Origin of the sequence: Pseudomonas sp. Pseusp97 (genome assembly GCF_047304025.1) — a bacterium.
Classification (GTDB): domain Bacteria; phylum Pseudomonadota; class Gammaproteobacteria; order Pseudomonadales; family Pseudomonadaceae; genus Pseudomonas.
In genome coordinates this window covers 1-279 of sequence record NZ_JBGLYK010000532.1, presented here as the reverse complement: position 1 = coordinate 279, position 279 = coordinate 1, and the positions used below count along the sequence as shown (strand labels likewise).

Sequence of the window (279 nt, the reverse complement as noted above, 5' to 3'; positions counted from 1 at the left end):
CCCGTTGAGGCAGCGAACGATTGTGAGCGTGAGGTTATTCATCCTAGACAGCGCGACGCACCATCAATTCCTTGATCTTGCCGATCGCCTTGGTCGGGTTCAGTCCTTTCGGGCAGACGTCGACGCAGTTCATGATCGTGTGGCAGCGGAACAGGCGGTACGGGTCTTCCAGATTGTCGAGCCGCTCGCCGGTGGCTTCGTCACGGCTGTCCGCGATGAAACGGTACGCCTGCAGCAGACCCGCCGGGCCCACGAACTTGTCCGGATTCCACCAGAAGC

Annotated in this window: 1 pseudogene; it reads right to left on the bottom strand. The window is 60.6% G+C overall.

Going from position 1 to position 279, the window contains the following annotated elements:
• Positions 1–43: 43 nt before the first annotated feature.
• Positions 44–279, bottom strand: a pseudogene (sdhB, locus tag ACCC94_RS30230) (succinate dehydrogenase iron-sulfur subunit); the annotation flags it as partial.